This is a genomic window from Desulfuromonas soudanensis, assembly GCF_001278055.1.
Classification (GTDB): domain Bacteria; phylum Desulfobacterota; class Desulfuromonadia; order Desulfuromonadales; family WTL; genus Deferrimonas; species Deferrimonas soudanensis.
Map to the genome: position 1 here is coordinate 2,622,521 of NZ_CP010802.1, position 24,220 is coordinate 2,646,740.

Below are 24,220 nucleotides of genomic sequence, written 5' to 3' on the forward strand. Positions count from 1 at the left end.
CTTTAGCGAACCAGTAATCGGGAGGCAGGGACCAGTTCGACCCCCTCCCGTCGGAATATCCCCGCCTCGCGGCGCAGCGCCTCCAGGGTTTCGGGGTGGGGATGGCAGATTCCCACCGCCGTCCCCTGTGCCTTGGCCAGCCGCACCAGCCTCCGAATCTCGACGACAATTGCCTCGACATCCTGGACGTTGTCGAGAAAAACGTCCCGTCCGGCGGCCGGCAACCCCGCTCGCCGAGCTTCGTCGTAGGCGACGGAGTGCGCCGAGGTGCGGCTGTCGACGAAAAACAACCCCTCCCCCTTCATGACCTGCATAACGGCCGCCATCCCGGGACGATTTTCGGTAAAACGCGACCCCATGTGATTATTGCCGCCGACGGCGTAGGGAACCCTCTCCAGAAACCCATGAAAACGCCGATGGATCTCCTCCGCAGACATCCCGACCAGGAGGGCATCGCGCCCGGGGTTTGTTGCGGGGTAGCTCAGGGGCTCCATGGGGATGTGTACCATGACCTCCCGCTGGTAACGATGCGCCAGGGTGGCCACCCGCGAGGCGTTCTCGGTTCCCGGGAGAACGGCAAAGGTCAGCTCGAGATCCATGCCGGCCAGGGTCCGGGCCGTCTCCAAGTCGCGGCCGAGATCGTCGATGATGATCGCCAGGCGCGGCCTCTTGCCGGCAGGTTCCAGCGGCGGCGGAAGCCGAAACTGCAGGAGAAAGGGGAGGGTCTCCCCCCGGTGGATGGCGACCTCCCCCTGCTGCCGACGGATCTCGAGGCGGATATCGGCGGATATCTGCTGCAGCCGGCGATCGAGGTTGTCCAGAAGGGGGGCCGCCGGGAAGTCGGCGACGACGACAAACCGCGTCCGGCCCCCCTCGGCGATGATTTCCAGCCCCTCCATGGAAGCGCCGCTGCGCAGCAGGGCACTTTCAATTTCCACCCGCATCGCCTCGAGAATCACGCTCTCGGCCACGGGGACAACCTTTGCCGGCGGCGGGAGGAGACGGCTGCGGAGCTGTCCCAGAAAGACCAGGGCGCCGATGAGAAAAACCAGGAGAAACAGAAGTGCCAGTCCCACCTTGAGGTGCTGGTTTGCCGATTTTTTGGAGACGGGGCGTTTCTTGCCGCGTGTTTTTTTTCTCGGAGGCATGAATTACGATTCTTTTCCCGTTGAAGGTTCTCCGGCTCCGTCCCGTCAATTCCGGAGGAAGGGGGGAGAATGAAGAGCGAAAAAAAGGGGGACCGGCGGCCCCCCCGTATCTCGCCGAGCGATGGTCGAATCAGGCGGCCCGGCCCGCCAGCCCCTGGAAAATCTGCCATCCCTTGAGGAGGTCGAGGGCCCGCATCAACTGATAGTCGGTCAAATCGGCCTCGCCGAGGTTGAATTTCCTGTCCGTCGGTGGGAGCGGCTCCTTCACCGGGGCGCCCTTCGATTCGAAGTGGTTTTTCAGATCTTTTTCCCGGAATTGACTCCCCTCGGGGAGCTCCTGAACCTCCACAGGGTGAACGACGATATCGGGAACGATCCCCAGAGCCTGGATGGAGCGCCCCCTGGGGGTGAAATAACGGGCGGTGGTCAGGCGCAGCCCCGAATCGTCGCTCAAGGGGATGATGGTCTGTACCGATCCCTTGCCGAAGCTCTGGGTCCCCATGATCACGGCGCGCCCGTGGTCCTGGAGAGCGCCGGCGACGATTTCCGAGGCGCTGGCGCTGCCGCCATTGATCAGGACGACGATCGGGAAATCGGGTTCGGTTCCTCTCTGATGGGCGGTGAATTTCATCCGGCTCCCCTCCTCGCGCCCCTCGGTGTAGACGATGAGTCCGCTGGAGAGGAAGGTGTCGGAGACCTGAACGGCCTGGTCGAGGAGTCCGCCGGGGTTGTTGCGCAGGTCGAGGACCAGACCCCGGAGACTCCCGCCGTTCTCTTCGTTCAGGGCCTTGAGGGCCGCATGGAGATCTGCGGTGGTCTGTTCCTGAAACTGGGAAATCCGCAGATAGCCGAACCCGTCTTCGAGGGTCCGGGCCTTGATGCTTTTGACTTTGATGATTTCCCGGGTCAGGGTGAACACCTTCGGTTTGTCCAGGGATTGGCGCATCACGGTAATCGAAATTTCCGTCCCCTGGGGGCCGCGCATCAGCTTGACCGCCTCCATGATGGACATATCCTTGGTGAAGCGGTCTTCGATCTTGAGGATCTGGTCTCCGGCCTGCAGCCCGCTGCGGGCGGCGGGGGTATCCTCGATGGGGGAGACGATGGTCAGGATGCCGTCCCGGACGGTGATTTCGATGCCGAGGCCGCCGAATTCGCCCTTGGTTTCGATCTTCATCTCCCGGTAGACGTCGGGAGGCATGAAGGAGGAATGGGGATCGAGGGCCGCGAGCATGCCGTTGATCGCCCCGTAGACCAGGTCCTTCATCTTCACTTCCTCGACATAACTCCGGCGCACGATGGAGAGGACATCGGTAAAGAGCTGCAGTTCCTCATACCGGGTCGGGGCCTCGGCAAAGGCAATGCGGTTGGCGCGACCGGTCGACATCCAGCCGGCGAAAACTAGTGCCAGCAGCAGAAGCAGCACGGTCGTGCGCTTTCCTTTCCCCATCGCAACTCTCCTCATGGCATTGATGTCTCACCCCCCGGCAGGGGTGATTAAAGGGGGCGGAGCCACCTCGCCGGATCGACAGGAGTTCCACCCTGTCTGATTTCAAAATAGAGAACAGCCCCCTCGGGAGCGGTAAAGCCCAACGGCTCCCCCGCGGCCACGCGATCGCCGACCTTTTTGTTCAGGCGCGCCGCCTGGGCGTAGAGAGTGAAATAGCTGTCGCCGTGATCGACGATGAGGAGGTTGCCGTATCCCTTGAACCAGCTGGCAAAGACGACTTCCCCCTGCCAGACAGCGTTCACCGGTTTTTCGCCGCTGACGGCAATCTCGAGCCCCTTGCTGTCATACAGGGTCCCCAGGTCCGGATGACGCCAGGTGCCGAAACCGACCTTGACCTGTCCCTTGGCCGGCCAGGGCAACTTCCCCTTCTGTCCCTGGAAAACACCAGGCTTTCCAGTATACTCCCGGGCCTGACCCGTTTCAAGATTTTTGACCAGGGCCGTCAACCGCTCCGCCCTTTCCCTCAGGTCGTCAAGGGCCCTGGCGAGGGCCTTCCGGTCGCGGCGCACCTCCGTCAGAAGGGTGGCCTTGCGTTGAAGGGCCTGACGCAGGTTCTCCTGGTCGGCCCGCCGGGCCTCGAGAGCGGCCTGCTGATCCTGGCGCAGTTCCGCCAACTGTCTCTGGGCGGTTTCGAGGGCGGCCTGCTGGCGGCGGTATTCGGCCAGGAGGAGACGGTCCCGGCGCACGATCCGCCCGAGATAGTCGTAATCTTCAGCCATTTCGGCGGGGGTCGCCGAGGCAAAGAGAACCCTCAGCAGTCCGACCTCTCCCCCCTTGTAGAGGGATACAAGACGCCTGCGAACGCGTTTTTCAGCGGTTTCCGCACCCTGGTGGACCTCGCGGAGCCGTTCCTCTCCCGCCCGGACCTGTTCATCGAGAAGCTTAATGTGCCCGCTGATTTTACCGACCCGCCGGCGGGTTGCCTCGAGTTCATCGTCGACGATCTTCAATTCGTCGACCAGAGAGCGCTCGGCGCTCCTCTTTTTTTCGAGGTTCCGGGTCGTCTGGCGGATCTGCTGGTCCAGCTCCTTGAGGCTCTTGCGACTCTGGGTCAGGTCCTCTCCCTGTGCCGGCAGGGCGACGGCGAGAAGAAGGAAAAGTCCCGACCACAACGGCCGCCACGGCCGATATCCTTTGCCCCCGGTCACCGCTCTAAACCCGCACGAACTTGCGCAGGGCCACCAGGCTTCCGACGAAGCCGAGAGCGGTTCCGGCGGCAATCAAAAGAACCTGATCGTTTACGGGGAGAAAGACGATCCTGCTCACTCCCGAGGCCAGCAGCAGCGAGGAGAGTCCGCGCTGCAAAAAGAGTTGAAAGAGGCCATAGGAAAAGCCGAGTGCGACGAGTCCGCCGAGAGCCCCCTGCAGAGCCCCTTCGAGGAGAAAGGGAATCTTGATGAAGAGGGGGGTGCCGCCGACCAGAACCATGATTTCCAGTTCTTCGCGACGGGCGTAGAGGGTCAGCTTGATGGTGTTGGAGACAATGAAGAGGGCGGCAAAGAGGAGGAATCCGCCGAGAACGAGTCCGGAAAACCGCAGCAGATCGAGAAAGGATTCGAAACGTTCCAGCCAGTCCTGGCCGTAGCGCAGATCGCCGAGACCCTGGTGTCCCCTGAGGTGTTCGACGACCCTTGCGACCCCCTGACGGTTGCGATAGTCCTCCTTCAGGGCGATCTCCAGCGAGGCGGGAAGGATATCCTTGTCGAGTCCGTCGAGAAGATCGCTGTCGGCGCCGAGGCGCTTGCCAAAGGCCTCGAAGGCCTCGCTGCGGCTGACGAAGGAGACGCCTTCCACCTCGGGGAGGCGGGCAATTTCGTCGATCCACCCCTTGAGAACCTCTTCCTGCGGGACCTGGTCGAGATAGGCGACCACCTGAACCTCCTGGCTCCAGTGGCGGGTCACCTGCTGCACGTTGAGGACGATGATGGCGAAAAAGGCCATGATGGCCAGGGAGACGGCCACGGTGCCGATGGCGGCGGTGCAGAGGAAGGGGCTCTGGCGCATATTGCGCAGGGCTCTTCTCAGAAAATAAAGAAGACGTTCGAACACGGAAGAGACCTCAAGAAATTAAGGTGAAAGGGAGCGGGAACGACGGGATCGACGGGACGCTCAGGGCGTGCGGTCGTCGACGAGCCGCCCGCCGTCCAGGGAGACGACGCGCCGGGGAAAGCGGCGGATCATCTCCCGGTCGTGGGTGGCCAGAACGACCGTGGTCCCACGGGCGTTGGCCCCCTTGAAGAGTTCCATGATTTCCATGGTCACCTCGGGGTCCAGGTTGCCGGTCGGCTCGTCGGCCAGCAGAATCAGGGGATCGACCACCAGCGCCCGGGCGATGGCAACCCGCTGCTGTTCGCCGCCGGAGAGTTCCAGGGGATGGCGCTGCAGCTTGTGCTCGAGACCGACCATCTTCAGGGTCTGATAGACCTTTTTACTGACCTCGTAGCGCTTTTTCCCCTGCACCTCGAGGGGGAAGGCGACGTTTTCAAAGACGGTCCGGCTGTTGAGGAGTTTGAAGTCCTGGAAGACCACTCCGAGACGGCGGCGGAGGCGGGGGATCTTGAGGGGGCCCATGCGGGTGATGTTGAGCCCGTCGATGAGAATCTGCCCCCGGCTCGGCTTTTCCGCGCAGTAGAGGAGCTTGAGAAGGGTCGACTTGCCGGCCCCGGAAGGTCCGGTCAGATAGACGAAATCCCCCTTGGGAATCTTCAGGGTGATGTCGTTGAGCGCCGAGGACTCCTTCTGGTAGGCCTTGCAGACATTATAGATCTGGATCATCGCCCTACCATTCGTTATAGGGGATGCCGTTGAGACCGACCCGATCGCTGCCGCTCTTGACGTCGAACACCCCGCCGATGGGGACATCCTCCTCCCCGGTGGCCTCGGGGGGGATCGTCTCCCAGGTGGCGTCCGATTCCGTCCAGGGATCCCGCGGAAGCCCCCGCAGATAGCGTTTTTCCACCAGTTCCTCGAGGGATTCGGGATAACTGGCATGATCGGCGAAATAGGCGTCGATGGCGCGGCGCATCTGGTAGAGATCCTCCATCAGGACGGCTTCGCGGGCCTTGATGACATGACGCTGGTAACTGGGGACGGCGATGGCCGCAAGAATGCCGATGATGGTCATGACGATCAACAGTTCGATCAGGGTAAAACCCCGCTGCCGATCGATGGTCGGATTATATCGATTCATTCCCTTTACCATGTGTTGTAGGGGGTTCCGTCGAGACCGGTCTTTTCGCTCTGGGAATAGACGTCGTAGATATCCTCCCCCCCCCAGACGGTCGAATCGGGATCGTCGGCATAGGAGCGTAGTCCCCAGCCGAGGTCGTACTCGTCAAAGGGGTCCTTGGGAATCCGCCGCAGATAGCGGCGTTTGAAGGGGTACATTCCGCCCCAGTCGTCCCCCTTAATCAGATCGTCGAGCTCTTTCGGATAACCCGTTTCGTTGATGGACGTGATGATCTTCTTCTCGGACTTGGCCTTGTCGTAATCGGCCTTGAACTCGTCGATGGCGGTGCGCAGAATGCGCAACGACCGGCGCAGCTCGATCTCCTTGGTGCGCTTGACGGTCATCTCGGCCATCGGCAGAACCGCGGCGGCCAGAATCGCCAGGATCGCCAGAGCGATCACCAGCTCGATCAGGGTCAGACCCCGCTGACCCGCTCTCCCTTGGGACAAACCGCAAATTCTCAACTAGCGGACCTCCACCTGCAGTCCGGCAGGGACGACCGACAGGCGATTTCCCGCGGGGTCCCGGAAGTTGATACGATCCAGGGCGATCTCGGCCATCCCCGGCGCCTTAGCCTTGAAGGTGAGACGGAAGAGAGCGCCGCCGCCGCTGGCCCCGGCGCCGCCGAGACCCTGTTTGTAGCCGACGATCAGCTGCCCCCGCTCCCGGTTGGGACTGGAGGTGAAGATCGTCGACGCCTCCCCCTGGCGGAGAAAGGTCCCCTCTTCGCCGGCGACGAAATCGAGAAGCTGGGGAGGGTAAGTCACGAAGAGCGGAGCGCTGTAAAGATTCTGCACCTCGTCGACCGCCACCTCGACCGTAAAGGTTTCGCCGGCGTTCACCAGATTCGGTCCGGTGACAAAAACCCGGGAGTCGGCAGCGACCGGAGGGAGGTCGAGGGGGGGAAGGGTCACGTTCTCCACCGGCTCGGTCGCAGTCTCCTCCTGTGGGACGATAACCGGCGCGACAGCGGCCTCGCCGGGGAGAGCGGACCCGGCATCGGCCGACGGCGGCAGCTCCGGAGGCATCCCCTGCGGTGCGACTCCGGACTCCGGGGGGACGGGGAGGACCGGTTCGAGGGGGAGAACCTCCTCGGGAACGGGAGGGGTCGGGACAGGGGCCTCTTCGGCGGCCGGCAGCGGGAAGAGATTCTCCGGCTCCGGCGGGAAGGCCGGGGTGTCGCCGAGTTCAACCCGGGCCGGGGCCACCTCGAGAGGGACCGGTTCCGTGGCCGCCTTGAAGGCGGTGGCAAAGGAGCCGAAGTTCTTTCCGGCCCGGAGATCGTCTTCGCCGCCGGACCAGATGGTACCGGCGCTGGCTCCGGGGATGTCGACGTTCTTGACGATGTGCGGGGTGATCGACAGGAGGATTTCCCGCTTGGTTTTGTCCTTTTTGTACCCGCTGAGAAGGGGACCGAGGAGCGGGATGCGGCCGAGGATGGGAAAGGTCGTTTTGCTGTTGCTGACGTCGTCCCTGATGAGGCCGCCGATAATGGTCTGCTCGCCGTCCTTGAGGACCAGCTCCGTCATGGCGTTGGTGGTGCTGATGGCAAAGGCGATGTTTTGCTCGGTACCGACGGTCGCCCCCTTGTTGCTGACCTCGAGATTGACCTTGGTGAGGACGGTGCCGTCGAGCTGGACCTTGGCCTCGAGGTCGAGCTTGACGCCGACGTCGACATACTGGATGTTGGTCGAGGTGACATCGCCGTTGGCGTTGTTGGTGGTCGTGACGATCGGTTCGCGGCTGCCGACGTGGACCTTGGCCTTGGCGCCGTTTTTCAGCCGAATCTTAGGATTGGCGAGGATCTCGGCGTCGCTGAGGGACTTCTGGAAATCGAAGGTGGCATTCGGAATGGTGTAGAGAAAATCAAGAGGCTTGAAGTGCTGAGTCAAACCGACAAATGCGGGGGGAGAGATCCCCGGCTCGCCGAACCCCCCCTTGACCTGGTAAGTATCGAGTCGCGCCCCGATGTTGAGATTGTCGGTGTGACTGATCTCCACCAGCTCGAGATCGAAGACGACCTCCGAGTCGGCGCGGTCGGCGGACTCGATGACCTGCTGGGCCAGCTTGATGACATCGGGCGAGTCGCGGATGACCAGGGCGTTGAGTTCCTCGTGGACGTAGACCTTGCGCAGCTGGAGCATGGTGCGCAGCAGATTCACCGCCTTTTTGGCGTCGATGTTGGAGAGGTAGAAAATCTGGATGATCTGGTCCTCGTACTGCTTGTCCTTCTCCTTGGTCCGGGGGTAGATGATGATGGTCTTGGCGTTGAGAACCTTTTTTCCCAGATTGTTCATCCTCAGGAGGAGTTCGAGAGCCTGGGCAAAGCTCGCATTTTCGAGGAGAACGGTCACGCTCTGCGGCTTGATGTCCTCGTCGAAGATGAAGTTGATCCCCGAAAGTTTGGAGACGATATTGAAGACGTCGCGGATCTTGGCGTCCTTGAACTTGAGGGTGATCGGCTTGTCCGAGGCGACATCGAGTTCGAAGCCGTCGATGGTCGTCAGCTTCTCCTGGCGGGTCTTCTCCAGCAGCTCCCGGGCCCGGGTGTTGGCGGGGTTGAGCTGTATCGCCTCCTCCAGGGTCGTTCTGGCCTGGGAAAGGCGCCGTCCGCGATAGAGAGTCTCGGCGTCGTTGGTCAGTTCTTCGGAGCGCACCAGCTCCTGGGCCTGGGCCAACATCTGCCTGGCGACCTCCAAGGTCGGGTCGAGGGCGGCGGCCTGGCTGAAATTCTGGGCGGCGGCCCGATAATCCCCCTGGTCTCCCGCCCTGCGCCCGGTCTGAAGATGTTTTTGCGCCGCCTTCGCCCGGGCGGTCTGCAGCTTCATCCGGTATTCGTGGCTCTCGGGGTTTTCCGTGACAGCCAGGGCCAAGGCGGCCACGGCCTCATCGTACATCCCCTTGTCAGCATAGTCCTGTCCCCTCTTGAAGGAACCGTGCCCCGAAGCACAGCCGCTGACCAGACTCAGCAGAACCAGCACCGTCACGAATTTTTTTATCCACAACACGTTCATTGTTTGACCTCTTCTGCCGGCGGCTCTTCACTGCCGGGTACAGGTTGCAGCAGGTCGGCGGGGACCTCAAGGGGTTCGGTAGCTGACTCTTCCTCAGGGGCTGGCGGTGTCGGCAGGCCCCGTCCCGGATAGCGACGGACGAAACCGCCGGGTGCCGGACGTCCTGAACTCTCGGGCTGAGCCGATGGTGGCAAGGCCGGCATCCGCATCATCGTCGGCGTCAGGGGGGTCTGCTCGAGGAGAGGAACGGTAATCTTGCGCGGGTCATCCCGGTACTGCAAAACCAGCTTTTCGGCGGTCAGTTCGGTCACCAGGTATTCCTTGTTTTTCCCCAGGCTCTCCCCCTTTTTCACCAGGAAAATATCGTCGGCACTGGAGAGAAAGATGGTCTTTTCCCGATCTTTCTCCAAAAAACCGAGGAAGGTAAAGCGTGCCAGCTGCTGCCGCACGGTTTCCATGGCCGGAGCCGGCGCCTCGACCCTGGGGGGGGGAGGGGCAACGGGCGGGGGCGGCGGCGGGGGGGCGCGGGAGGCTTGACCAGGTACAGGGGGCCGAAGATGTCCCTCCTGGCCCCGGGGAATTTTGTCTCTTTTCGCTCCAACAGTTCGAGTTGCACCCGGAACTCCGATTGCGCCGCCGCAGGTGCATCTGCGGCCGGTGCGCCCTTGGGCGGGGTCCGGTGAGGCGGGGGCGCAGTCACCCGCTCCTGTTTCGGCGTGCGCCAGAAGGCATAGCCCAGGGAGAGGACCAGGACTCCGAGCAAAAGAAGGAGGACTTTTTTCTGCTTGTTCATGAAATGTCCGACTTGAAATAGGTCGTGAGGCGGATCCCGAGGCCGACGGACTCCCTGTCGGTTTCCTTGACGCGACTCATATCGACTTTTTCAATAATGATGATCCGGGGCGACTGCTCGAGGGAAAAAATAAAGCGTTTGATCTGCAGGTAGTCGCCGGTGACCCCGAAATCGAGAGTATATTCCAGCAGCCCCCGCTCGGGGAGGGACTTCGGCTGATATCCGACCTTGGCGATGCCGAGCCCCGCCCCCTTGGCCAGGGAGAAGATTTCGCCGATCAGGGCGGTAAATTCGGTGCGGTCAGGAATCGCCTCGTTGAGAGCGTTGAGCCCCTCCTCCCCCTGCCGGTAGGCCTCCTGGGGCGGAAGGACGACCTTCCCCTGAAGGCGTGCCTGACGAGCCAGCCCCTGCTTTTGGATCAGTTCCCGTTTCAGGTCCTCATGGTGCGGAGAATAAACCTGGGTAAACAGGAGAAAACCGGCAAGGTTGACCAAGAGCAGCAGAGCAATCGCCACCGGAAAGACCCTGTTCACCCGCCAGGCGGCGGCAAGGAGGCGTTTTGCGCTCATCTCAAAAGGCTCCTTTCAGATCGATGGTGAAGGTCAGGGACGAATGATCCTGGCCGAGATTGTCCTTGATCGCCACGCTGGCCTGGTCGAGCAAAAAAACCTCGGAGAAGTGCGGCGAGGCGATCAGACGGTCGAGAAACGATCGCAGATCACCGAGTCCGCGAGCCACGCCGATGAGCTTGAGTCCCCCCTGGCGGTAATCAGGCTGGATGGAACGGATTCTGACGCCGTCGGTGACCACCTCTTCGAGGTGATCGAGGAGCGCCGTCCAGCGGAAACTGTCCTTGACCAGAAGCTGATTGGCCAGGGCCACCCGCTCCTGCAACTTTTGATAGGCTGGAGAGGTAATTTCCTGACTCGCCGACCCCTGAAAACCGAGATCCCGGTTGATCTCCTCCAACTGGGCGGCGATCCGGCCGTTGTCGGCATGGAGCCGGTAATAGGAGTTTCCCAACAGCAGCAGAAAAACCGTCAGCAGTGCGATCAGCAGAGTGTAACAGAGAAAGAGCGCCTGGCGGTTGACATAGGCGCGGCTGGCCAGATTGAGATTCAGATTCATTTCTTCACCTCACATCATCCGCTCGGCCGCACCCACCGCCGCCAGCAGGGCGCGGGCGCGGGAAGATGAAAAATCCAGGGGGGAAGCCGCAAGTCGCTCGAGATGGGGATCGAGGAGGACGACCTCACAGTCAAAGGCCGAGGCGACCGCATCCTTGAGCGGTAAAGGGTCGTCCCAGTCGCTGTGCAAAAAGACCGCAATGCGGCGCAGTCCCGGTTGAGATCCCCGCAAACCGACCAGCGAGCGGTTGATTTCGTAAAAGACCCGCGCGGGATCTAGAGGCACGTCGGCTACCCTTGAGAAGGTCAGAATTCGCCCCTGCACGACCTGGAGGCTCAGAACCTCTCCTTCGACGCCGACGAGGATATAATCGGTCCCCAGGTCAAGGCGGGGGCGATAAAAATTGTGCAGATTCATCGAATAGAAATCGACCACCGCCGGGGCGTAACCGGCCTCAAGGAACGCCTCCTCATACTGATGCAATATTTTCTGCACCATCACCGACACCACGACCCGGTAACGGCCGGAATCGTTTTTATCAAGGACCTGATAGTCGAGCTGGACCTCCCGGGGGTCGGCAGGAAGGCTCTTCTTCAAATGCCATTTGAGGATTTCAACCCCCTCGGCCTGCGTCTTGAAGGTCGTCTCCACTTCCGTCAGCAATATCCTTCCCGTCCCGTCGGGGAGGGAAAGAGCAATCCGTTCTTCCCGTCCGGCCAGGGGGTCGAGGAGGTCATGAACGGTTTCGATAAATCGCCGGCGGTCGAGGATATTGGCTTCCCGACCGGAGATCGCCAGGATGCCGTCGCGGGGGGCCACGACCCTGGCCCCCTGCAGCAGGGTGCCGCGCCCCTTGCGGCGCAGGGCAACGGCCCGCAGTTCATTGGCCCTGACATCGAGACCGATAAAGGTTCTTGATATCACAGGGCCTCCACCTGTTCAACAAAGGTCACGCGATTGATTTCCTTGAGAGTACTGTCTCCGGAAAAGACCTTTTCCAGAGCGGCCTCCCGCAAAAAGATGGTGCCCGCCTGCCGGGCCGCCAGCTTCAGGCGGGTCACGGGGGCCTTGCTGACGATCAGCTCGCGCAGCTCGTCATTGAGATCGAGGAGTTCGACGATGGCGCTGCGCCCGTGATAACCGGTGCCGTGGCACTCCTCGCATCCGGCCCCCTCGTAGAAGGAAAAATCTCGGTAGCGCTCGTAATTGAGCCCCGATTCCTCGAGGGTCTGGCGGTCGTAGTGGACCGGCTTTTTGCAGTGGATGCAGATTTTGCGCACCAGGCGCTGGGCGGCGACACAGTTGAGGCAGGAAACGAAATTGTAGGGATCGATCCCCATGTGGAGAAATCGCCCCAGGACATCGAAGACGTTGTTGGCATGAACGGTGGTGAAGACCAGGTGACCGGTCAGGGCGGACTGGACGGCGATCTGCGCCGTTTCCGGATCGCGGATCTCCCCGACCATGATCTTGTCGGGGTCGTGGCGGAGGATGGAGCGCAGCCCCCGGGCGAAGGTCAGTCCCTTTTTTTCGTTGACGGGAATCTGCACCACGCCGCGGACCTGGTATTCCACCGGATCCTCGATGGTGATGACCTTTTCCTCTTCATTGTTGATCTCGGAGAGGGCGGCATACAGGGTCGTGGTCTTGCCGCTCCCTGTGGGGCCGGTGACCAGCACCATGCCGTAGGGTTCGCGGATCATGCGACGGATGCGGACGATTTCCCGGGTGCTGATCCCAAGGGACTCGAGGGTCAGCCCCTTGAGATCGGAAGCGATGGATTCCTTGTCGAGGATCCTGATGACGGCATCCTCGCCGAAGATGCTCGGCATGATGGAGACGCGAAAATCGATGGATTTCCCTCCCAGGCGCACCTTGAAACGGCCATCCTGGGGGATGCGCCGCTCGGAGATGTCGAGTTCGCTCATGACCTTGATGCGGGAGATGATCGGGCTCTGAAAACGGGCGGCCAGGGGCTCGGTGGCACGGAAGAGGACGCCGTCGACGCGATACTTGATGACCACGCCCTCCTGCGTCGACTCGATATGAATGTCGCTGGCGCGCTTGGTCAGGGCATCGAAGAGGGTGGAATCGATGAGGCGGATGATGGGACTGGTGTCGGCGGTGAGTTTTTCGATGGAGAGGACTTCTTCACCCTTTTCCGTTTCCTTGACCAGCTGCAGCTTGAAATCTTCGGAAACCTCGCGCAGAACGCGTTTCGACCCTTCCCCCCGTTCGAGGATCCGGGTGATTTTCCCGGGCGCCGCAACCTTCAGGATCAGAGAGGTGCCGAGAAGCATCTCGAGATCGTCCAGAGCGGCCACGTCCGTGGGGTCGGCGACGGCAATGACCAGGCTCTTTTCGAGGCGCTCAAGGGGAAGGATCTGATAACGCAGCGGAATGCCGGAAGGAAGGGATGAGAGAAGCTCTGAGTCGGGGAAAAATCCCTCGAGGTCCAGGTATTCCAGGTGAAACTGCCGGGCCAGGGCCTGGGCCAGCATCTCCTCCGGAAAAAACCCTTCGACGACTCCGGTCTGGCCGAAGCGACTTTTGGTCAGCTGCATCCTCTCGAGGATCAGGTCGACCTCAGCCGGGGTCAGGGCGCCCATTTCAATGAGGATTTCACCGATATTTTTGCGCTGCAAACTCATTCTGACGGCCTCTGAGGTAAATCATCCAACGGTTGCGCCCATCTGAAAGATCGGCAGATACATGGCGACGACGATGCCGGCGATCAAGAGCCCCATGCCCATCATCATCAGCGGTTCGATCATGGTGGTCAGCCGATCCAGGCGACGCTCCACCTCGCTCTCGTAATATTCGGAGACGTCACCGAGCATATCGGAGAGGGCTCCGCCGGTTTCCCCGGCGGCGATCATCCGCAGGGCGATCACCGGAAAGAACCCGGTCTCCTCCAGGGCCAGAGAAACGGCGCTCCCCTCCTCGACCCGCTGGATGGCGGCGCCAAGTTTTCTCTCCAGAATCCGGTTATTGAGGGTCCCCCGCGCCATCTGCATGGCCTGGACGATGGGAATGCCGCTCTTCAGGATGGTCGCAAAGGTCCGGCAAAAGCCGGAAAGGGCATAATCCAGAAGGAGCCCGCCGGCAAAGGGAAGGGTCAGTTTCAAGCGGTCGAGAAGGAGCGCCCCCCGTTCCGAATGGATAAAGAGCCGGATGGCCACCACCGTCGCCGCCAGAGAAAGGACCAGGGTCGGCAGACTCTGCGTCAGCCCCTCGGCGACGGCGATCAGCGCCCGGGTCAGAATCGGCAGTTTGACATTGGCGTCGGCAAAGATCTGTGTGAACGTGGGAACGACATAGAGCATCAGGAAGAGCAGGACGACAGTGACGGCGATGCACAGCAGTATCGGGTAAAAGGCGGCACTGCGGACCCTGGCCTTGAGGGTTTCGACCCGCTTCTGATAGTCGATGAAGCGGGCGATGGTCACCGGCAGATCGCCGGTGCGTTCTCCGGCCTTGATCGCCGCCAGATAGAGGTGGGGAAAGTATCCCGGCATCTTGGCGAAGGCCTCGGACAGAACGCTCCCCCCCCGGACATCCTCCCGAATCTCGCGAAGCACCTCGAGCATCCCCCCCGGTTCCGTCCGCTCGATGATGGTGTCAAGGACCTGAAGGATGGGGAGACCGGCACGGAGGAGAACCAGCAGTTCCTGGTTGAAGGAAAGAAAGCGTCGGCCGCCGAGACGCGCCCGAAAGGCGTCCGATCCCCGCAAAAACTGAAAACGCTGTTTCTTGACATAAAAAACGAAAAAACCCTGCTCTTCAAGGCTTTCCCTGAGCAGGTCGCCGCTGGCAGCCTGGTAATCCTTCTCGACGACCCGTCCGTCGGCGGTACCGATTTTACAATGGAAAAATGACATAGCGCGTATAGATACCATACCTTCGATGAAATTTGAATGGAAAACCCTTGGGGCGTCCTTCACCTTGGCTCGGAGAATGACGGGATGCCCGAAGCACGTCTTAAAGAGCGAGGCGCACAGGAACGAAGGAAAAGAGAGTTTACAACATTTGAATAAAAAGGCCGGGCAGTCAAGACCGCCCGGCCGATTATCAGCAATGAAAAAATTTCATTTAATACTCTTTGGGATTGTGCTCCACCCCGTGACACTTCAGCAGACAGGAACCGTGCCGGGAGGCGACCCCCTGAGCCTTGAATTCCAGTTTCAAGTCGGCATTGGGGAGCACCACCTCCTCGTTGAAGCGGATCAGGTACTGATAGCGGGTGCTGCCGTGGGCATCGTGGCAGGTAAAACAGGAGGTCCCCCCCTCCCCTCCGGCACCGGTTCCCTGGATATGCTGGGCGTGGAAGGCGAAGCTTTCGTTGCCGAGGATGCTGGTCCGGTCATGGCAGTCGTAACAGAGGGCGTAGGACGTCTCGGATTCCGCCCGACCGTCTTCCATCTCGAAGTTGGCCTTCAGCAGACCACGGAATCGCGAGCCGTGCGGCCCCTTGGGACCGGCCGGGTCATCGTTGCCGTGACAAGAGCCGCAGGTGATCTGGGAAACATCGGCCGGATTTTGCTTCCGGGCCGCATAGGGTTCCTTGAGGCTGATCACATAGGCGTTGGCCCCCTCCCCTTCCACGGGATGAAAAGAGGGGTTGGTGATTTTGAATTCGGCATGTTTGTCCGTCGACCGCGCCGGCAGGTTGGCGCTCTCCGAGTGACACTTGTAACAGAGCTGGTATTCCTGGTCGATTTCGGCGATGAAGTTGCCGACCCGTTTCCCGGGGAGGCCGGCAAAGGGTGCATCCCGGTCGACACGATGCGGATCATGACAGTCAACACACTCGGCATGGCGAGGGGCACTGACGACCTCCTCGGGGAGTTTTTCGAAGGAGCGGTGCGCCCCCTCCACGGTACGGACCGGATGGGCATAGGGTTTGCGCAATTCGGCATCGATGTTCGCCAGCTCATACCCCCCGGAACGCCCCAGATAGCCGGCGGAGACCATCAGTCCGCGATCCGAGGAGTTGCCGTGGCAAAAAAGGCAGGTCGACTCCTCGCCGCTGACCCGCATGGACATACCGCGATGGCAGGCCCGGCACGATTTGGGCATGATGGAGCGGTCGCCGTGGATCCCCTGGAGAATCCCCTGGTCGGAAGGAGCCGCAAAGGAATCCGCTGCTCCGCCCAGGGTCAAAAAAATGAACAACAAACACCAGACCATAAAGATCGCCTTAAAAGTTATGCATGGGCGGGACGGCAGGATTATAGGCCCCCCCGATATGACACTCATTGCATGTGGCATCGTAATCAAGAGCCTCGTCACTCGTGTAGTTTCGCCAGAAGGGGAGCGAATACCCCGGAAAGGGATCCTTGGTGTCGAGGTGGGGATCATGACAGGTGGTGCACTGCATGCGGCTCTCGGCATCGCGGGGAACCTTGGCGTCCGTCACCGGCAGTTGGTAATTGGCCGGATTGAGACCGGTGAGGACAGCGGCGTTGTAGACAAAGGAAATCGGATGGGACTTGCTCAGATCGACGATGCCGTTGGGGGGCATGGTCAGGGTGGCCAGGTCGGCTCCGTTGAGCACCTTGCCCACCGCGGTCACGCCGTCATGGCAGGAAAGGCACATCCGCGAAGCCCCGTTGGGGTATTGGACCGAATAATCGTACTTGGCGGGGCCGCCGATCGCTTTGATGACGAGGGCGCCGGCATACAGAGGATAACTTGCGTCGGGATTGGCGAGATTGGGACGGTTCCACAGGGGGGTCTGGGGAGACGACCCGTGGGGCGTATGACAGAAGACGCAGATGCGGTCTTCCCCGTTGGTTGCATGCAGGGTCGTGCCGTCGTTGCGATTGGAAAGATTGTGCGGATTGGCGTTGCGACCGGTGACGCCCGCCGCTCCGGTGTCATACCCGAGGGAACGGGGGCTGATCGTCGCCGCGAAGGAGAAGCCGGCCGAAAGAAGCGCCAAAGGAACGATTAAAACCAAAAAGTGCAGATACTTCATCAATTTCTCCAGGAACGACGGCTTCGCTCCCCTGATTTTGTAGCGAGACCATCAAGGTGCAGAAATAAGCAAGCAACAATAGTGCCAGGCCGCCGTCTTCCAAGAAAATGACTTGCGGCGCCCCTGATCATTTATCTCCGGAAAGGAACTGGAAGATCTGAATCCGGTGATTATGGGCATCGGCGACGTAGAGGCGATCAAAGCGGTCGATGAAGAGGCCGGCCGGAAGGGCGAACTCACCGGGCCCATTTCCAGGGCTGCCGAAATAAAGGAGGAGTTGCCCCGTCAAATCGAAGAGTTGAATATTGTCAAATGCCGCATCGCCGACGAAAACATCCCCTCGGGAATCGACGGCGACCCCCCTCGGTCGGGCGAGGGTTCCCGGTCCGTCCCCGAGTTCCCCGATAGTGCCCAGAACGTCTCCCCGATGATCGAAGACGGCAACCCGGAAGTTCATAGAATCGGTGACAAAGACGTTCCCGGCCTGATCGACAAAGACGTTGGACGGAAGGTTGAATCCACCCCCCTCCAGCTGGTGTCCGTCGATCGCCCGGACAAAGGTTCCCTCCGGTGAGAAGACGGCAATTAGCCCCTTGACCACATCGACGACATAGAGATTGCCCTGTAGATCCGTGGCCATCCCCGCCGGTCGGCCGTACCCCCCCGGCGGCTCGCGCAGCCCCAGGAGATCCCCCTGGTAATCGACGGCAAAGACTTTTCCCAATCCGGCGTCGGAGACATAAAGGATGCGGCGCTGGCTGTCGACGGCGAGCCCGACGGGAGTCACGAGTCGTTCCTTGCCGAAGTTGGTCAGATAGGTCACCTTGCCCCGGGCCAGGTCAAAAGCATGGACAGCCTGCGTCCCCGAATCGGCGACCCAGATCAGCCCATCACCGTCGGCGGCGACGCCGTAGGGAGATTGCAGGTCAGGACCCCGGTCGGGATCTCCGGCGACCCACCGCAGAAAGCGCGCCCCTGCCCCGTCGCTGGCGAAATCGCCGGTGCCGGAAATTGTCCGCAGGTATCTGATGCGTGGAGTCGAGGGGGGGGAAGGCCAGACCCGATCGACGCCGGCCTCATTCCAGGCAATCTCGGCGGTGCGCGGTGCGGCGCAACCGGGAAGGAGAAATGCGCCGAAAAGCAGAATCAGGAAAAATCGTCCCGCTGGCAGGGGGATCACTTGTCGAAGCGCTCCACTTCGAAGCGGGCCTTCAAGCCGTTCATCCACGCGTCATAGAGATTCTCTCTCTGCTTTTTTTCCAGGCTCTGGCGGAGATTATCCTTCACTTCCTCGAAATTGAGTTGCCGCGGCTCATTGAGCTCAACGAGTTTGACGATGTGATATCCGAACATGGTTTTTATCGGGCCGGCAATTTCTCCCGGCTTCATCTTGACCAAGGCCTCCTCGAACTCGGGAACGGTCTGCCCCTCGTGAAAGTAACCGAGATCTCCTCCGACGTATTTGGAGCGGTCATCGGAATTGTAATAGGCAAGATTGTAAAAATCTTCGCCGGCCTCGGCCTGGGCAGCCAGCCCTTGCGCTTTTTTCAACAGCACGTCCCGTTCGGCCTTGCTCGAAGCGGGATCGACTTTCACCAGGATATGGCTCGCCTTGAATTGCCTGGGGCGCATATACATGGACTTGTTTTTGTCATAAAAGGCACGTACCTCTTCGTCGGTCACCTTGACCCCTGAATCCACGGCGACCGCTTCGGCTTTTTTTGCTAGGAGCTCGCGATAGATGGAGCCGCGAAAGGCACTGAGACCTTCGGCGCCCAAGGCCTGTTCGAACTGGGCCTGGGATTCGAATTTTGATCGGTATTTGGCCATTTCCTCTTCGACGGCCTCATTGGCAACGGAAATTTCTTCCGCGAGAGCGAAGCGGACCTTATAGGCCCTCTCCAGAAGAGCGGTTAAAGCCTGATTGCGAATATCATCGATCTTCTCCTGGGAAACCTTCCCATGAAAACTGACATTGAAGGGCATGATCTTTTGCACTTCCCGATCGAGCTCGTACCGGGTCAGAGAAACGCCTCCCACCTTGGCGACGATATCGCCTTCGGCACACACCTGGGACGACAAACCGGTCAGAACCAGAGCCCCGACAAGAGTTGACAACCTGAACCATCTGGCAAAAACCATCTTGATAAATACTCCTCTATTTTCGTTAACAAGGAAAGCCCAACCGGGCCCTTGCTATGATAAGGAGTTGCCTTTGACCAAGTCAAGGCAAATGAACCAACGAGAAAAGGCGACCCCGGTAGGGTCGCCTTTTCTCGATAATGGCGGGGCTGACGGGACTTGAACCCGCGACCTCCGGCGTGACAGGCCGGCGTTGTAACCGACTCTACTACAGCCCCAAATACATTGATAAGCCGTTGAGGCTTTGTGACTGGTGGGCGAAACAGGGCTCGAACCTGTGACCCTCGGCTTGTAAGGCCGATGCTCTCCCAGCTGAGCTATTCGCCCTTGATTTTTTAATGGCGGGGCTGACGGGACTTGAACCCGCGACCTCCGGCGTGACAGGCCGGCGTTGTAACCGACTCTACTACAGCCCCGCATGAAAAAAAAACAGAAAACGGGAAGCGGAAATACGTGCGAATCAGGTGGCAACCGGGGCGTTATTTCCTGCTTCCTGTTTTCTTAAACTGCACCGCAAAAAAACCGCGGTTCGAACACTTATTGGACGGCGTCCTTGAGTGCCTTGCCGGCCTTGAACTTGGGGTTCTTGGCGGCAGGAATCTCGATCTTCGCTCCGGTCTGGGGATTCTGACCGGTACGGGCAGCACGGTCCCCGACGCTGAAGGTACCGAACCCGACCAAAGCCACCTTCTCACCGGCTTTAAGAGCCTCGGTCACGGCGTCGGTAAACGCCTTGAGAGCCTTCTCACCGTCGGCTTTGCTCAGTCCAGCCTTTTCAGCTATCGCATTAACAAGATCGGCCTTCGTCACAACACACCTCCACGAATTAGGGATTATTTAAGCCCTGCTGAAAACGTTGGTACTTATATCAGGATTTCAAAAAGAGTGTCAAGATATTATTTAGTTAAAAAACGCCTAATGGCGCACCCTGTCCTCGATGTCCACCTTCAGATCCGAAGGGGGAGGAAGGGGAGAAACCGGCACTTGGACCATGAGCGCCTCTTCGAGGACCTGGTCCATATGACCGACGGGAATCACGGTGAGGGCCTTGAGGATGTTCGGCGGCACTTCTTCCAGATTCTTTTCGTTGTCCAGGGGGATCAAAACCTTGCTGATACCGGCCCTCTTGGCGGCCAGGAGCTTCTCTTTGAGTCCCCCGATGGGGAGGACGCGTCCGCGAAGAGTGATCTCCCCTGTCATGGCCAGATTCCGATCGACCGGCCGCCCGGTCAGAGCCGAGGCCAGGGCGGTCGCCATGGTAATTCCGGCCGAAGGACCGTCCTTGGGGATGGCACCCTCGGGGACATGTATATGGATGTCGAGCTTGTGATAAAAATCGGGTTCGAGTCCCAGCTCCCGCCAGCGCGAACGGACATAGCTCATGGCGGCCTGGGCGGACTCACGCATCACGTCGCCGAGCTTGCCGGTCACCGTGAGCTTCCCCTGACCGGGGAGGACGGCCGTTTCGATGGTCAGGATTTCTCCCCCGACCTCGGTCCAGGCCAGCCCGGTCACCAGGCCGATACGGTCTTCGTCTTCCTTGACGCCATAGCTGTACCTTGGCACCCCCAGATATTTTTTCACCTGCTGGGCGCCGACGTTGAAGCGTTTCTCCTTATCCTTGGAGCGAACGACCTCCCGGGCGATTTTCCGGCAGATGTTGGCGATCTCCCTTTCGAGATTGCGCACGCCGGCCTCCCGGGTAAAGCGACGAATAATTTCATAGAAGGCGGCATCGGTGAAACTGACCCTCTCCGGCGACAGCCCGTGGGCCTCCAACTGCTTGGCCAAAAGATAGCGGCGGGCAATGGCCGCCTTCTCTTCCTCGGTATACCCCTCGATGCGAATGACCTCCATCCGATCCAGGAGAGGACGGGGAATGGAGAAAAGGGTATTGGCCGTGGCCACAAACAGCACATTGGAGAGATCGTATTCCACATCGAGGAAATGATCGCCGAAGGTGCAGTTCTGTTCCGGGTCGAGAACCTCGAGGAGGGCCGAGGAGGGATCCCCCCGGAAATCGGTGCTCAGCTTGTCGATCTCATCCATCAGAATCACGGGATTTTTCACCCCGGACTTGCGAAGCCCCTGAATAATCTTGCCGGGCATGGCACCGATGTAGGTGCGGCGATGGCCTCGGATTTCGGCCTCATCGCGGACGCCGCCGAGGGAAATTCTCGAGAACTTGCGGCCGAGGGCCTTGGCGATGGAACGCCCCAGTGAGGTCTTGCCGACCCCCGGAGGGCCGACCAGGCAGAGGATCGGCCCCTTGATCTTCTTGACCAGAGCCTGAACGGCCAAGTACTCGAGGATGCGCTCCTTGACTTTTTCGAGACCGTAATGATCGGCTTCAAGAATGTCCTCGGCCCGGCCGATGTCGAGGCGGTCCTTGGTCCCCTTTTTCCAGGGGAGAGAAACCAGCCAGTCCAGGTAGTTGCGAACCACCGAGGCCTCGGCGGACATGGGCGACATCATCCTGAGCTTGCGCAGTTCCCCGAGGGCCTTGTCGGTGGCCTCTCTGGACATCCCCTTCTTCTTGATTTTTTCTTCGAGTTCCCGGAGTTCCTGCTTGAATTCGTCCTTTTCCCCGAGTTCCTTCTGGATGGCCCGCATCTGCTCGTTGAGATAATATTCCTTCTGGCTGCGCTCCATCTGGCTCTTGACGCGGCCGCGGATTTTTTTCTCGATCTGCAGTATCTCCGACTCCCTTTCCATCAGGGTGAGGAGCTGCTCGAGCCGCTCGCGCGGGTCGGTCATCGCCAGGATATCCTGTTTGTCGGTAATCCGCACGTTGAGGTGGGCTATGATGGTGTCGGCCAGCCGCCCGGGATCATCGATCCCGGCGACGGAGGCGACCATCTCCGGCGGAACCTTTTTGCTCAGATTGACATAATTTTCGAAGGAATCGGTCACACTCCGGAGGAGGGCCTCGACTTCCGGGGAGTCGGAGGGGCGATCGGGGAGTTCTTCCACCTCGACAAAGAGGCATTCATCCCGCTCGACGAAGGCGGCGATGCGCCCCCTCCCCTTCCCTTCGACAAGGACCTTGACTGTACCGTCGGGGAGCTTGAGGAGTTGGATAACCTGCCCCAGAGTGCCGATCTCGTAAACGTCCCCGGCTTCCGGGTCATCGATTTTTGCATCTTTTTGCGTGACGAGGAAGACCGTCTTGTCCTTCTCCATCGCCCCTTCCAGGGCGCGGATCGACTTGGGCCGCCCGACAAAGAGAGGGGTCACCATGTAGGGGAAGACAACGATGTCGCGCAAAGGCAAAAGGGGGTAGAGTAATCCGCCCCCTTCACCGATCTGGATCTGTTCCACGTATTCTGTCATCTTGTCCGATCCATCCCTGAACGATTTGCCATGAATACGACTCTACACGGCAAAGGCGACGATCGCCTGAGCCGACCGCTTACGCCGATTCAGCACACTCGTACAAAACGATGGGGCGTGCCTTGCCGTAAACCACATCCTCGTTGATGACAACCTCCTTGACCCGGTCCTGGGAGGGGATGTCGTACATCACGTCGAGCATGGCGTTTTCAAGGATCGAGCGCAGGCCGCGTGCCCCGGTCTTGCGCTTGAGAGCCTCCTTGGCCACGGCGATCAGTGCTCCGTCGGTGAACTTAAGGTTGACCTTTTCCATGTCGAAGAGCTTCTGGTACTGCTTGATCAGGGCGTTCTTCGGTTCCTTGAGAATCTGGACGAGGGACTCCTCATCCAGTTCATTGAGGGTCGACACCACCGGCAGTCGACCAATGAACTCGGGAATCAGGCCGTACTTGAGAAGATCCTCCGGCTCGACTTTTGCCAGCGTCTCTCCGAGTTTCTGATCCTTGCTCAGGCGGATTTCGGCCCCGAAACCCATGGTCTTGGCCCCGGTCCGCTGGTTGATGATCGTCTCCAGGCCGGAAAAGGCCCCACCGCAGATGAAGAGGATATTGGTGGTATCGACCTTGAGGAATTCCTGCTGCGGATGTTTGCGGCCCCCCTTGGGAGGGACGCTGGCCATCGTCCCCTCGATGATTTTCAGAAGGGCCTGCTGCACCCCTTCGCCGGAGACATCGCGGGTAATCGAGGGAGAGTCGGATTTTCGGGCAATCTTGTCGACTTCGTCGATATAGATGATCCCCTTCTGGGCCCTTTCCAGGTCGTAATCGGCGGCCTGCAAAAGGTTCAGGATGATGTTTTCCACGTCCTCGCCGACATATCCCGCTTCGGTGAGATTGGTGGCATCGGCGATGGCGAAGGGGACGTTGAGCACCCGGGCGAGGGTCTGGGCCAGCAGGGTCTTGCCGCTGCCGGTCGGTCCGAGCAGGAGGATATTGCTTTTCTGAACCTCGACGTCGTTCGGTTTTCTGGCGTACTCGACGCGCTTGTAGTGGTTGTAGACCGCTACGGCAAGGACCTTCTTGGCGCGTTCCTGGCCGATGACGAAATCGTCGAGGGTATCTTTAATCTCGGCCGGCCGGGGGAGGTTGCCGATGCCGATATCCGTCGAATCCTCCAGCTTTGCCTCTTCGGCGATGATGTCCTTGCAGAGTTCAATACATTCGTCGCATATATACACGGCGGGCCCGGCAATCAGCTTTTTCACCTCGTCCTGCGCTTTGCCGCAGAACGAACAGGTGAGCTGCCCGTCTTGACCTTCATTCTGAGTCACGAAACTGCCTCCACGGTGAAAAGGTCAGGCTTTTCTCTGTACGATGTTGTCAATAATACCATATTCCCTGGCTTCCTCGCTACCCATGAAAAAATCCCGCTCGGTATCGGCGGCGACCCGCTCAATGGACTGCCCGGAGTGATGCGCCAGCACGCCGTTGAGGGTATCCCGCATGCGGAGAATCTCCCGGGCATGAATGCTGATATCCGAGGCCTGTCCCTGAAATCCACCAAGGGGCTGGTGGATCATGACCCGGGCATGGGGGAGAGCGTAGCGCTTGCCGGGTGCGCCGGCGGCGAGAAGGACTGCCCCCATACTGGCCGCCTGACCGACGCAGATGGTGGAGACGGGTGCCTTGAGATACTGCATGGTGTCGTAAATGGCCATCCCGGCCGTCACGACGCCTCCCGGAGAGTTGACGTAGAGGTGGATATCCTTTTCGGCATCCTCCGACTCGAGAAAGAGCAGCTGGGCGATGATCAGGTTGGCCATGTGATCCTCGATCTGCCCCCCGAGAAAGATAATCCGGTCCTTGAGCAGACGCGAATAAATATCATAGGCACGTTCGCCACGACCCGTCTGCTCGACCACCATGGGGATGAGGCTCATAAAG

22 protein-coding genes and 3 tRNA genes are annotated in these 24,220 nt (G+C 60.1%); all 25 read right to left on the bottom strand.

Annotated features, from left to right (window positions below):
• Positions 1-2: 2 nt before the first annotated feature.
• The 25 genes from DSOUD_RS11735 to clpP all read right to left on the bottom strand — a co-directional run bounded on the left by DSOUD_RS11735 (position 3) and on the right by clpP (position 24,216).
• On the bottom strand, positions 3-1,148 hold the full coding sequence (locus DSOUD_RS11735; RefSeq protein WP_053551191.1) for a divergent polysaccharide deacetylase family protein: 1,146 nt from the start codon (positions 1,146-1,148) through the stop codon (positions 3-5).
• Between the two features lie 130 nt (positions 1,149-1,278).
• Positions 1,279-2,598 (bottom strand): S41 family peptidase, encoded by a 1,320-nt coding sequence (locus DSOUD_RS11740; protein ID WP_053551192.1) that lies wholly within the window; start codon positions 2,596-2,598, stop codon positions 1,279-1,281.
• Positions 2,599-2,645: 47 nt separating this feature from the next.
• On the bottom strand, positions 2,646-3,770 hold the full coding sequence (locus tag DSOUD_RS11745; RefSeq protein ID WP_053551193.1) for a murein hydrolase activator EnvC family protein: 1,125 nt from the start codon (positions 3,768-3,770) through the stop codon (positions 2,646-2,648).
• A gap of 40 nt (positions 3,771-3,810) precedes the next feature.
• The gene (ftsX, locus tag DSOUD_RS11750; protein WP_053551194.1) at positions 3,811-4,707 is read right to left on the bottom strand and encodes a permease-like cell division protein FtsX; all 897 of its coding nucleotides are present in this window, start codon (positions 4,705-4,707) and stop codon (positions 3,811-3,813) included.
• A 60-nt stretch (positions 4,708-4,767) separates the two neighbouring features.
• On the bottom strand, positions 4,768-5,433 hold the full coding sequence (gene ftsE, locus DSOUD_RS11755) for a cell division ATP-binding protein FtsE (protein WP_053551195.1): 666 nt from the start codon (positions 5,431-5,433) through the stop codon (positions 4,768-4,770).
• Positions 5,434-5,437: 4 nt separating this feature from the next.
• On the bottom strand, positions 5,438-5,848 hold the full coding sequence (locus DSOUD_RS11760; protein ID WP_053551196.1) for a type IV pilin protein: 411 nt from the start codon (positions 5,846-5,848) through the stop codon (positions 5,438-5,440).
• 5 nt (positions 5,849-5,853) lie between these two features.
• Complete coding sequence (locus tag DSOUD_RS11765) at positions 5,854-6,336, bottom strand: prepilin-type N-terminal cleavage/methylation domain-containing protein (protein WP_053551197.1); 483 nt, start codon at positions 6,334-6,336, stop codon at positions 5,854-5,856.
• Between the two features lie 15 nt (positions 6,337-6,351).
• Positions 6,352-8,901: a cohesin domain-containing protein gene (locus DSOUD_RS11770; RefSeq protein WP_053551198.1), complete on the bottom strand. Its 2,550-nt coding sequence runs from the start codon at positions 8,899-8,901 to the stop codon at positions 6,352-6,354.
• Entirely contained in the window at positions 8,898-9,359 is a 462-nt protein-coding gene (locus tag DSOUD_RS11775) for a hypothetical protein (RefSeq protein ID WP_053551199.1), read from the bottom strand. The genes DSOUD_RS11770 and DSOUD_RS11775 overlap by 4 nt, the downstream gene beginning before the upstream one ends.
• Before the next feature lie 331 nt (positions 9,360-9,690).
• Positions 9,691-10,263: a type IV pilus inner membrane component PilO gene (locus DSOUD_RS11780; protein ID WP_053551200.1), complete on the bottom strand. Its 573-nt coding sequence runs from the start codon at positions 10,261-10,263 to the stop codon at positions 9,691-9,693.
• Position 10,264: 1 nt separating this feature from the next.
• Entirely contained in the window at positions 10,265-10,822 is a 558-nt protein-coding gene (locus DSOUD_RS11785) for a PilN domain-containing protein (protein ID WP_053551201.1), read from the bottom strand.
• A 9-nt stretch (positions 10,823-10,831) separates the two neighbouring features.
• Positions 10,832-11,746 carry a type IV pilus biogenesis protein PilM gene (gene pilM / locus DSOUD_RS11790; protein ID WP_053551202.1) on the bottom strand — a complete coding sequence of 305 codons (915 nt, stop codon included), beginning with the start codon at positions 11,744-11,746 and terminating at the stop codon, positions 10,832-10,834.
• Positions 11,743-13,473 (bottom strand): GspE/PulE family protein, encoded by a 1,731-nt coding sequence (locus DSOUD_RS11795; protein ID WP_053551203.1) that lies wholly within the window; start codon positions 13,471-13,473, stop codon positions 11,743-11,745. The genes pilM and DSOUD_RS11795 overlap by 4 nt, the downstream gene beginning before the upstream one ends.
• Before the next feature lie 21 nt (positions 13,474-13,494).
• Positions 13,495-14,703 (bottom strand): type II secretion system F family protein, encoded by a 1,209-nt coding sequence (locus DSOUD_RS11800; protein ID WP_053551204.1) that lies wholly within the window; start codon positions 14,701-14,703, stop codon positions 13,495-13,497.
• A gap of 211 nt (positions 14,704-14,914) precedes the next feature.
• Complete coding sequence (locus DSOUD_RS11805; RefSeq protein ID WP_053551205.1) at positions 14,915-16,012, bottom strand: cytochrome c3 family protein; 1,098 nt, start codon at positions 16,010-16,012, stop codon at positions 14,915-14,917.
• Between the two features lie 10 nt (positions 16,013-16,022).
• On the bottom strand, positions 16,023-16,802 hold the full coding sequence (locus DSOUD_RS18710; protein WP_053551206.1) for a hypothetical protein: 780 nt from the start codon (positions 16,800-16,802) through the stop codon (positions 16,023-16,025).
• Between the two features lie 127 nt (positions 16,803-16,929).
• The gene (locus DSOUD_RS11815) at positions 16,930-17,982 is read right to left on the bottom strand and encodes an SMP-30/gluconolactonase/LRE family protein (protein WP_053551207.1); all 1,053 of its coding nucleotides are present in this window, start codon (positions 17,980-17,982) and stop codon (positions 16,930-16,932) included.
• Positions 17,979-18,944 carry a peptidylprolyl isomerase gene (locus DSOUD_RS11820; protein WP_053551208.1) on the bottom strand — a complete coding sequence of 322 codons (966 nt, stop codon included), beginning with the start codon at positions 18,942-18,944 and terminating at the stop codon, positions 17,979-17,981. Before DSOUD_RS11820 ends, DSOUD_RS11815 begins: the two co-directional genes overlap by 4 nt.
• A 141-nt stretch (positions 18,945-19,085) precedes the next feature.
• Positions 19,086-19,162: transfer RNA gene (locus DSOUD_RS11825), tRNA-Asp, on the bottom strand.
• 33 nt (positions 19,163-19,195) lie between these two features.
• A tRNA-Val gene (locus DSOUD_RS11830) sits at positions 19,196-19,271 on the bottom strand.
• A 12-nt stretch (positions 19,272-19,283) separates the two neighbouring features.
• Positions 19,284-19,360 (bottom strand) — tRNA-Asp (locus tag DSOUD_RS11835).
• 121 nt (positions 19,361-19,481) lie between these two features.
• Complete coding sequence (locus DSOUD_RS11840; RefSeq protein ID WP_053551209.1) at positions 19,482-19,754, bottom strand: HU family DNA-binding protein; 273 nt, start codon at positions 19,752-19,754, stop codon at positions 19,482-19,484.
• Positions 19,755-19,859: 105 nt separating this feature from the next.
• Positions 19,860-22,277 carry an endopeptidase La gene (gene lon, locus DSOUD_RS11845; protein WP_053551210.1) on the bottom strand — a complete coding sequence of 806 codons (2,418 nt, stop codon included), beginning with the start codon at positions 22,275-22,277 and terminating at the stop codon, positions 19,860-19,862.
• A gap of 79 nt (positions 22,278-22,356) precedes the next feature.
• Positions 22,357-23,607: an ATP-dependent Clp protease ATP-binding subunit ClpX gene (gene clpX, locus DSOUD_RS11850; RefSeq protein ID WP_053551211.1), complete on the bottom strand. Its 1,251-nt coding sequence runs from the start codon at positions 23,605-23,607 to the stop codon at positions 22,357-22,359.
• 24 nt (positions 23,608-23,631) lie between these two features.
• A complete protein-coding gene (clpP, locus tag DSOUD_RS11855; protein ID WP_053551212.1) occupies positions 23,632-24,216 on the bottom strand; it encodes an ATP-dependent Clp endopeptidase proteolytic subunit ClpP in 585 nt (194 codons plus the stop codon).
• Between the last annotated feature and the right edge of the window lie 4 nt (positions 24,217-24,220).